12 protein-coding genes are annotated in these 8,328 nt (G+C 57.9%); 3 read left to right on the plus strand and 9 right to left on the minus strand.

Going from position 1 to position 8,328, the window contains the following annotated elements:
* The coding region (locus BRX37_RS25505; RefSeq protein WP_164522536.1) for a hypothetical protein at positions 1-1,430 on the minus strand (1,430 nt) is incomplete at its 3' end.
* A gap of 187 nt (positions 1,431-1,617) precedes the next feature.
* On the opposite strand from BRX37_RS25505, the gene BRX37_RS25510 reads away from it, so the two are divergent.
* Positions 1,618-1,815, plus strand: a complete 198-nt coding sequence (locus BRX37_RS25510) for a hypothetical protein (RefSeq protein WP_125990256.1) — start codon at positions 1,618-1,620, stop codon at positions 1,813-1,815.
* Between the two features lie 168 nt (positions 1,816-1,983).
* On the opposite strand, the gene BRX37_RS25515 is transcribed toward BRX37_RS25510, so the two are convergent.
* The 8 genes from BRX37_RS25515 to BRX37_RS25545 form a co-directional block, all read right to left on the minus strand.
* The gene (locus tag BRX37_RS25515; protein ID WP_017501259.1) at positions 1,984-2,205 is read right to left on the minus strand and encodes a hypothetical protein; all 222 of its coding nucleotides are present in this window, start codon (positions 2,203-2,205) and stop codon (positions 1,984-1,986) included.
* Positions 2,198-2,560 carry a hypothetical protein gene (locus tag BRX37_RS25520; RefSeq protein WP_017501260.1) on the minus strand — a complete coding sequence of 121 codons (363 nt, stop codon included), beginning with the start codon at positions 2,558-2,560 and terminating at the stop codon, positions 2,198-2,200. Before BRX37_RS25520 ends, BRX37_RS25515 begins: the two co-directional genes overlap by 8 nt.
* 135 nt (positions 2,561-2,695) lie before the next feature.
* On the minus strand, positions 2,696-3,262 hold the full coding sequence (locus BRX37_RS25525; RefSeq protein WP_125990258.1) for a hypothetical protein: 567 nt from the start codon (positions 3,260-3,262) through the stop codon (positions 2,696-2,698).
* A gap of 381 nt (positions 3,263-3,643) precedes the next feature.
* On the minus strand, positions 3,644-4,519 hold the full coding sequence (locus BRX37_RS25530; RefSeq protein WP_164522537.1) for a DNA N-6-adenine-methyltransferase: 876 nt from the start codon (positions 4,517-4,519) through the stop codon (positions 3,644-3,646).
* Between the two features lie 173 nt (positions 4,520-4,692).
* On the minus strand, positions 4,693-4,857 hold the full coding sequence (locus BRX37_RS26980) for a hypothetical protein (RefSeq protein ID WP_164522538.1): 165 nt from the start codon (positions 4,855-4,857) through the stop codon (positions 4,693-4,695).
* A 71-nt stretch (positions 4,858-4,928) separates the two neighbouring features.
* Positions 4,929-5,240, minus strand: coding sequence for a TM2 domain-containing protein (locus tag BRX37_RS25535; RefSeq protein WP_017501264.1), 312 nt, complete (start codon positions 5,238-5,240; stop codon positions 4,929-4,931).
* A gap of 48 nt (positions 5,241-5,288) precedes the next feature.
* Positions 5,289-5,915, minus strand: a complete 627-nt coding sequence (locus BRX37_RS25540) for an outer membrane protein (protein ID WP_026109197.1) — start codon at positions 5,913-5,915, stop codon at positions 5,289-5,291.
* A 108-nt stretch (positions 5,916-6,023) separates the two neighbouring features.
* The gene (locus BRX37_RS25545; RefSeq protein ID WP_017501266.1) at positions 6,024-6,344 is read right to left on the minus strand and encodes a hypothetical protein; all 321 of its coding nucleotides are present in this window, start codon (positions 6,342-6,344) and stop codon (positions 6,024-6,026) included.
* A 115-nt stretch (positions 6,345-6,459) separates the two neighbouring features.
* On the opposite strand from BRX37_RS25545, the gene BRX37_RS25550 reads away from it, so the two are divergent.
* Positions 6,460-7,170, plus strand: coding sequence for a Mom family adenine methylcarbamoylation protein (locus BRX37_RS25550; protein WP_125990262.1), 711 nt, complete (start codon positions 6,460-6,462; stop codon positions 7,168-7,170).
* Between the two features lie 865 nt (positions 7,171-8,035).
* Positions 8,036-8,328, plus strand: a 293-nt coding sequence (locus BRX37_RS27700; RefSeq protein ID WP_486057163.1) for an HNH endonuclease, incomplete at its 3' end; no start/stop codon positions are given.

An 8,328-nucleotide genomic window follows, 5' to 3' on the forward strand; every position in this document is an offset into this window, starting at 1 on the left:
TTCGCCTTCGCTTCTGCCCGCTGCCGGGCCTTTTTCTCGCGCTGATGTTCTCGCTCTTCCTCGGGTGTGCGCTTCGGCTTCGACGGTCGTCCGGCCCGCTTCGCTTCGGCGGTAGCGAAGCCCAAATCGACCAAGACGAGGTTCGTGCGGAAATGGGCGACGCTGTCGAAGTAGGCCTGGAGTGCTTCGGCCTGGACACGGTCGTAAACAGTGATGGTCAGGGGGCGATCGTCGTTGGCGCGGCGGCCGATCCGGTTTGCGAATTGGACAAGGTCTTCCGTCTCGCGTGCCTTGACGACCTGGGCGGGCGAGACGCCCAACGTTTCGAGGATGGCGATTTCCGAAGGCGCGGGCTTGGCGGAATAGATCATCGTTGCCATCGTCAGCGCGCCGAATTTGTCCGTTCCGGCCTGGCGCGGGGAAAGGTGCTGGCCCGGCATGGCACCCAGCTTTTCGGCTTGGCGCAGATTGGCGGTCCAGATGTGGTTCACAGGATCGACGTTGAGGTGTCGCCCTTGGTCATCGGTCTGGCGCATCCACTTGCCGATCGACCCAAGGCGGGCCTTTCCGTCCGTGCTGTCGAACAGGTAGCCGGTCGCGCCATGGGCCTCGGCGAAATAGCGGATCGTCAGGTCGCGATGGGCAAACGCAGCGGCCGACAGCGGCGGCAGGGGAACGAACCCGACGCGCGGGCAACGATTGCGCCAGATCAACGCAGTGACGCTGTCGTCAAACGCGTTGGCCACGATCTCGACCCGGTCAAATGCGTCGAGTTCAGTGGGGAGCCACAGGCTATGCCAGGTCCACGCCCGCTTGCGATCGTCCATCTCGTCCCAGGCACGAATATCGACGTAGACCGGCGTCCGACCGGAAACGACGCGACGGTGGAAAAGATCGAGCGATCGCATGATGGTATCGCTGGCCACGTCGGCGGCGGCGGGCGCGTCAGAATAGGCGCGCACTTGCGCGTATGGACGACCATCGTCGGAAGGGATCAGTTCGTATCGTGCCGCGAACCAGGCGCTGCCCAGGGCGTGGGTGACCAGTTCTTCGCGGAAAAACGCGTTCGGCGCTTCGTCGATGCAGCAGGTCCACCCCTCGAATCTCGACAGGTCCGATAACCGCAGGGCTTCGTGCGTCGTCACGACGACAATGTGGCCGGTGGTATACGTGGACGGGAGTGCCTCGACATCGACCCGGACGGACGCGGAACCATCCGGGTGGTTCTGGTCACGGCTATAGACTTCGCGGATAACGGGGCTGGTGCATGCCTGGACGGCCTGCTCGCGGAGCTTGCGGACGGCTTCGCCGATCATCTCGCGGCGATCGACAGCAAGGAGGTAGAGGCCCGGTGTGGTAACGATACGGTCGCGCTGTGCGTGGGATTTGCCAGCGGCGCAACGCTCGGCAGAATAGTAAATTGTAGTCATGTTTCCTTTCAAAATATTAATATTCAAATGTCCCTTCGCGCTAGTATTTGTCCCCAAAAATCCTTAGTATATTAAGGATAAAAAGGGACATATTTCTTCGAATAAATGAACAATGCGAAGTATATACCAGTTCGGCAGGTCTATCTATATTTATCTAAACGCGTCGAAATCGAGGCCGTAGGTCTCGATGAAGGCGCCGGTGACGTGGTCGCTCGCGATCACGGCGCCCGATCATCTGGCGCTGGAACGCTACAGCGTCTTCGCGGATGATCCGGCATGTCGAAATCACCAAGTCATCTGGCTTCGCGAATTTCGAAATTGCGGATTGCCTGGCGGACGGATGATTGCCCGCCTGGGCGGGCCGGGATTATTCGCACGAACATGATGCGGCGCGCCCAACGCTGCGCGTCGGTCACGGGTCGGGTCGATCCCCGTCTGCGACGGGAACAACCCGATATCCTGCCTTTCGGCCTCCTCGACGCCCCCTGGCCCTTATTTTGACCCGGCGAAGCCGGGGGCGATACTAGCGCCGGGGACACGTCCTAGCGGACCATCAAAGCCACCGAAATTTGAACAGGGCGGCGTCAGCGAAGTCGTCGAAGACAATCGCCGATGGGGTTCCGACGCGCGCCTCCCACCGGCCGGTCACGTTCTCGGCAAGCCAGTCGGCGACCTCGTCTTTGAGCCGCGCCTCGACCACCACGATGTCACCGGTCGGCGCGCTTCGACATCCACCGCGCACGCGCAGGCAGGCGGGAAGATCGTATTCAACCATTGGTCGCCACTCCCGTCAGCATGTTGGGACGAAGCGCCAGATAGGCGGCCTGAAATTCGACCAGGTCGAACCAATGGGCGGGCGGATCGTCAGATGCATTGGCGTCCAGCAGGAGCGCCCAGGCGACAAATGCCAGGCGGTCTCCGCTGAACATGCGGGTGGCGGCGTGCGGGCCGATGTGGACGTGCGTCACATTGAACGATGGATGGGCGATTGTCTCGACGGTGATCGCGTCCCGTTCTGCGACGGTCACCGAAGCGCCGTCCAGGTGATAGTGTCCGTCCGCCCGGCCGCGAAAAACAGAAGCGGCGATGGCGTGAATTTCGCCGATGATGGTCTTTGTCGTGCTGTTCATCAGATATGGCTCCCCCGTGTCCAGAACGCCCCGCGCGCCTGGAATGTGGATTTCAACGATTTGGTTAAGGGTGCGACCGGGTAGTGTAATCGACTGATGGCGCTGACGCTTCGATCAGGGTTGCAGCAACAAGCGTTATTCAGCGCTCTCTTCGAGGCGGAATTTATACTCTGCCTCGACCCAATCCATCGCGGCGGAATAGTAGTTGCCGATGACGATAGAAGTTTCGGAGATTCGGAACTCGGCCGCGCGTTCCTGGCGCGCCAATTTGTCGGCGAGCGCGGAATGCTGACCAGGGTCCATAAGCATCTTCTCCATATCGACGGTCAGGCTAAGCGCGATACTGTCGCAGTCGAAATGATATTCAGGAGTCAGGAAGATCATTGACCCGTTGAACCAATTGAACCGGTTAATGCGCGATGCAAGTTCTGCGATCGACAAGTCGTCCTCGTCCTTCATTTCTTCCACCGCTGCGTCGAGTTTCCTTTGGATTTCGCCGATCGTGAGATTGTCGAACGAGACGGTGTGCGCCCATTTGCCATCGCAAGATGCCGGGTCTGTTTCGATCGTTACAAAGACTTCGCCTTCGTTGTCTTCCCGGATCAGCAAGTAAGGGGAGAGGCGTTCGGCAATGCCGTAAATATCCTCAAGGGAATTCGGAATGTCGCAAAAATCAAGGGCAGGCTGAATATCGAGATGCACAGGGTTGTCTCCAGATAAAGGGGTATCGCTCCCGGCAGGCCGTCCGGCGAGTTGGTTTAAGTCAAAAAGTCAGAGTCCGCCCGTCGCCTGCCGCGCAGGTTTCAGGGGCGGTGATGGGGATGGCTGGTTAGCCGGAAGGTCGGGTGATCATGGCGTGGCGCTTTCTGTATGTCGAAGGCGCGGGGTTGCGCTGACGGAGACGCCTCTAGCGTCGCCGAATCGGCTGCGCAACAAAAATCGTGAGGTCGATGCAGATTTCTACATTCAGCGTTAGCGTATACCTCTTTCAATTCTGGCGTCAACGAATAAAATCGAAAGTGGTATACGCGTATTGAAAAACAGGGAGATTTCTTGGAATTTCGGCTACTCCAGTGTGACCGATCAGGCGGCCAGAACAGCCATTCGTCTGGATGAGCCAGGAACCAAAGCGACATCGAGCCGATCCATGGCGGTCGTTATCTGCGCGTCCGACGCACCCCAGCAGGCCAACATAAGCCCCATTGGAAAGCCGCCATTCTGGACCGCGTTGTCGAACTGGAGCCGTCCCTTCAGAAAGAGGGTGTCGGCGATCCCGTGGACGAAACGAAAATGGGCGCTGATGTGCGTCCTGGCCGGTATCAGGCAAACGACGGTCTCGACCTCGCCATCTGCCCAAGCGCGATGACAACGCTCAAGCCACGCCGACCCGGCAGAGTAGGGTGGATTGACGAAAGCAAGGCGGCCGTTCCAGCGCGTCTTTAGCCCGTCCTCCTCGATCATGATGTAACGGTCGGCCTGAACGTTGCTTTTCGGGTGACCGCAAGGGTCCACCGAGATCGGCCCAAATGTCGCTTCGATCGTCTCCAGGAAATGGCGGGGCGTAAAGCGTTCGTCGCGGGTGCCCCCGGCCCAAGCCGCCTTTTCATGCTTCCGTTGCCTGATGCGAGGGGCCAGCACAGCCAGCACCTTCGCGAGGCCGATGACCTGACCGGTCCCATTTTCGATCGAGCCGACAGTCGGGATTGATATGCCTGCGCGTTCCGCCAACATCGCGTCTGACCATTTGCGCTTAATCCGTGCGGCCCTGACCCGATCGCCAATTGTTCGACCGGCGGGGAGGCCCGCAATTCGAAATTCGACAACTGCGGCAATCGCGTCGAGCGTCGCCATATGACCGCCACCTTGTTCGACCGACCACAATGCGCGCGGCGACACCCCGGCTCTTTTTGCCGCTTCTGCCTGCGTCAGCCCGACCGCCTTTCGTGCGGCGCGGACCATTCCCCCCAAGTCCATAAAAATCCTGCGAAAAAATTCGCGCGTTCTTTGGAGTGGAGATTTGCCGAGGTCAATGGCTTGCAACCAAATCGATACTTAATCGTAATGAACGGCAGCGAACAAACCTGCTGACGAGGTCACTGATGAAATTCCGCGTAATGATTGAAGGCCGACTGTCAGCCTTCGGTGTCACCCATCTGCCCGAGTGCCTTGTGGCGGGTGCGTCGATCTTTTTCCCTTCGCGCCACCAGCAGGTGATTGTGGATCGGGTCGATCGTGACCAGGGGCTGATCTATGCCCGGCTGCCTGCCTGAAACGAAAATGGCCCCGACCATTTCCATGATCGGGGCCGGTGCTCCTGGACCGTCGTCCAAGGGCGGGTCGCGTCGCCGCTATAGCGGCCGATATTCTTTTAAGACAATACTTGTTGCACCAACGCGTTATTATGTTGGCGGATCATGCCAGGAATAAGAAACGCGTCGATCAGCAGCCAAATACCAAGAGGTGCGAGCAGCACCAGGCCAATCCCGAGCCAAACAGTGGCCCAGCCAAAAATGGACATCAAAAGCTGGACTATGGCTGTGCCGGTCTTGCCCGCGTAAAAGCGGTGGCCACCGAAGCCGCCCAAGAAAAGCCACAGAAGAAACGCGACCCCCGTCGATTTCGCATTTGCCTGGTAGAGAAGGCCTGCCATCGCAGGATTTTGCGTATTGATGTTGGTCACTCTAACCCCCCAATTTGATTCTGCAATGCGACGATTAGCATAGCAAATTCAGAAGCGGAAACCGCCAGTAACTGCGACCTGGTGGCGCGACATTTTGACGCCGGTGTCGAGTTCAAGGTCGCCTTCGCGATACACATACTTGCCGTAGTCGGAATAGCGATACTCAAGGCGAGCGAAGTTCGAACCGTTGGTGAATTCTGCGCCGCCGCCAACGCGATAGCCGTCGATATTGTCGCCGATGCTGGCGCTGTCGCCGTCCAAGGAGTAGCGGAGCTTGAGGCGGGCGTTGGTGTAGCCGCCCTTGGCATAAAGCAGCAGATTAGGCGCTACTGCGAAGCCAAGGCGCGCGCCGATATAAAGGTCGCGGTCTGCCAGGAGAGAGAGATTGTCGCCCTCGAAAAGGATATCGCGCGCGGAGGTTTTGGTCGTGGAATCCGAGGCCTCGGCTTCGATACCAAAGATTGCACCGCTGTTGCCGAGGGCGAAGTCATAGCCCGCCGTGACGCCATACAGCATCCCGCTTTCGGAAGCATCGACATCGTAACCATAATCAAAATTCACCGTGTCGTAGCCCAGCACGATACCGGCTTTCCCGCCCTCGAAGTTCGAAGCATCTTGAGCAATTGCGGGAGCGGCAACAGCAACAGATGCCGCGCAAATGATGAACTTGATCACGATTAACCCCTTGAATCGTTGGATTTGAAGGGGTGTGTCGCAGATGATGCTTATCGACCGGTTAATCCATCATGATACGTGCAAAGTATAACGGTGCTTGTCATCTGTTCATCGCCGTAGCCTGGCGAGAAGACGCTTATATTCTTCATCGCTGGTTGGACCGATCGATGGGCTGTCGGCGCCGCCGATATGCGCCTCCATCCACGCCCATTTTGCCCCGCAGGACCGGCAGCGCAGGCGGTTGCTCGCGGCGATAAGATTGGTCTCCCACCGGCGAGCGACGAAGAGCGCAAGCAATGGTTTTCCCTCGACCGTCCGCTCGGCCTTGCACCGCTTGCAACCAATCCGCACCGCGAAACCCCCGGCGACCAGTTTGTGGAGATCGTCGGCCCGGTTGCGTTCATATCTGCGGTGGTCGTCCTGATTCATCCCACGATTATACGGGGGAACGTTTAGGGAACGGAAGGCCCTCGCATAAATATCTGATGCGAACCATCACCCCAATCGATTGGCCGATCCTGCCGTCCGGCCCGCGCCCCACGAAATGACCATCAGCGCTAAAGATATCCGCTTGATGCCGATCGCGTCGAAGGATGCGAACGCCATGGTCGCTCAGCTTCATTATTCCGGTAAATGGGTCAGAAACAGCCAGCTTCACCTGGGGGCGTTTGTTGGCCCCGAATGCCTTGGTGTTGCCAGCTTCGGCCCGCCACTCGACAAATCGAAGGTCATCGGCCTGGTTCGCGACACGGAATGGTCGAATTTTCTGGAGCTAAACCGCCTCGCATTGGACGAACGCCTGCCCCGAAATTCCGAAAGTCGCTGTCTCGCCGTTGCGCGGAAACTGATCTTCGCGAGGTATCCGCACATCGAATGGATAATCAGCTACAGCGATGCGACACAGAGCGGGGATGGCACGATCTACAGGGCCGCAGGCTTCGACTTGACCGGAATCCGGCCCAACAGAACCATCTTCGAATTCTCAAATGGGGTGCGGATGGCAGCGATGTCGATGGAGGCGCACTGGTCCAGTCCACGAATGGCCGATCTTTGTGCCGACCTTGGTGTCAGCCACGAATATCGCACCCGTAATCAGTGGGTGAAACTTGGGCTGGCCCGGCCGCTTCCTGGTTACCAGCTTCGCTATATGACCTTCCGCGACCAGGCTGTCCGCGACCGTCTGACCGTCCCGATCCTGCCAAACAGTGCCATCGACGACGCTGGTGCGCGGATGGTGCGTGGCGAGGCTAAATAAAACGCGGATGAAGCAAGCGATGGCCGGAACCACCGGTGCAGCGACGGGGTAGCGCCGATCCTTCCGCTCCAATGCGGATTTTATTGACGTTCGGCCCGATACGACAAAACTCCATTGCTATAATAAATTTTGTCAGGAGACCGGTCGTGTCCTTGCATCTGAAAATCATAACAGACTTTATTACTTTGCTTCAGGGAAATGCGACAATTTGCCCAGGAGCCGCAATGACGATGCCCCTCTAACCTAAATTCTTCGGAAACTATCACGTATCCTATTGGAAGCGGATCGCTGCATAGCGTATACCATTCCGAATACGCTTTTCCGCTGCCGGAGCTTTTATTTCCGGAATCCACCACCCTCTCAATTGGACCACCTCCTGGCGGTGCAGGTGGCAGCGACCGTTGTGCTTGGGCGGGAAACGCCAATAGAAAAATTGTCACCATCGGCGGCACCAATTTACGCATGATGGTTCGACCTTCTCCACTAGAGTTCGTAAAGTTTTCTCGTTGATATAATATATTGGATTTTGGTGATCGAGTAATAGGTAGATATTTTACCTATCCGATAATTTATAGATGAATTGCATTGGCTTATTTTTTTGACCCCGCATTTTTCAGCGGGCTTTAACATTATCTTCGGAACTATGGTGCAAACCGGCTGCACAAGAGATCGCCATTTCCCGGCGTTCCGAATTCAGCAGCGGCGAAAAATAGCTGGCCCGATCGTCTCCCTGGTCGGGCCAATTTTTTGACTCGAAGGTGTTCGAGGCATAGAGGGAAGTCGGGCGGTCCCGCAGGCGCGATCGTTACCCCGGTTGCGTCGTTCAGCGGTTGGGGCCGTCCAACCACATTGCGTTAAATACGTGATGCCCGAAATACCCGCGATATTTGGCCATAAGAAGCCCGCCCAGCGCCTGGGTGGATCGGCCCATCTGCGTGACCATTCCAGCGCATATCGGCGCCTGTGCGCCCGCATTCTCGCCCAGGAACCGCTTTGTCGATACTGCCGACACGACGGTCGGATAACCCCTGCGCGGGTGGTCGATCACATCGTCGCGCTGGCGCTGGCTGGAAGCAATGACGGGGGCAACCTGGCCCCCGCGTGCGCCTGTTGCAATGATGCGAAAGGTAGGGTTGAAGCGCGGTTCATTCGCCGTGG

The sequence above is a fragment of the Sphingomonas sp. S-NIH.Pt3_0716 genome (genome assembly GCF_003950715.1).
In the GTDB taxonomy this organism is placed as follows: Bacteria; Pseudomonadota; Alphaproteobacteria; order Sphingomonadales; family Sphingomonadaceae; genus Sphingobium; species Sphingobium yanoikuyae_A.

What these genes read in the sequence shown, in the direction of transcription:
- BRX37_RS25510 (WP_125990256.1), top strand. Translation starts at nt 1,618, where the DNA reads ATGAAGGCGCCGGTGACGTGGTCGCTCGCGATCACGGCGCCCGATCAT.
- BRX37_RS25515 (WP_017501259.1), bottom strand. Translation starts at nt 2,205, where the DNA reads ATGGTTGAATACGATCTTCCCGCCTGCCTGCGCGTGCGCGGTGGATGT.
- BRX37_RS25520 (WP_017501260.1), bottom strand. Translation starts at nt 2,560, where the DNA reads ATGAACAGCACGACAAAGACCATCATCGGCGAAATTCACGCCATCGCC.
- BRX37_RS25530 (WP_164522537.1), bottom strand. Translation starts at nt 4,519, where the DNA reads ATGGTCCGCGCCGCACGAAAGGCGGTCGGGCTGACGCAGGCAGAAGCG.
- BRX37_RS26980 (WP_164522538.1), bottom strand. Translation starts at nt 4,857, where the DNA reads ATGGAAATGGTCGGGGCCATTTTCGTTTCAGGCAGGCAGCCGGGCATA.
- BRX37_RS25545 (WP_017501266.1), bottom strand. Translation starts at nt 6,344, where the DNA reads ATGAATCAGGACGACCACCGCAGATATGAACGCAACCGGGCCGACGAT.
- BRX37_RS25550 (WP_125990262.1), top strand. Translation starts at nt 6,460, where the DNA reads ATGACCATCAGCGCTAAAGATATCCGCTTGATGCCGATCGCGTCGAAG.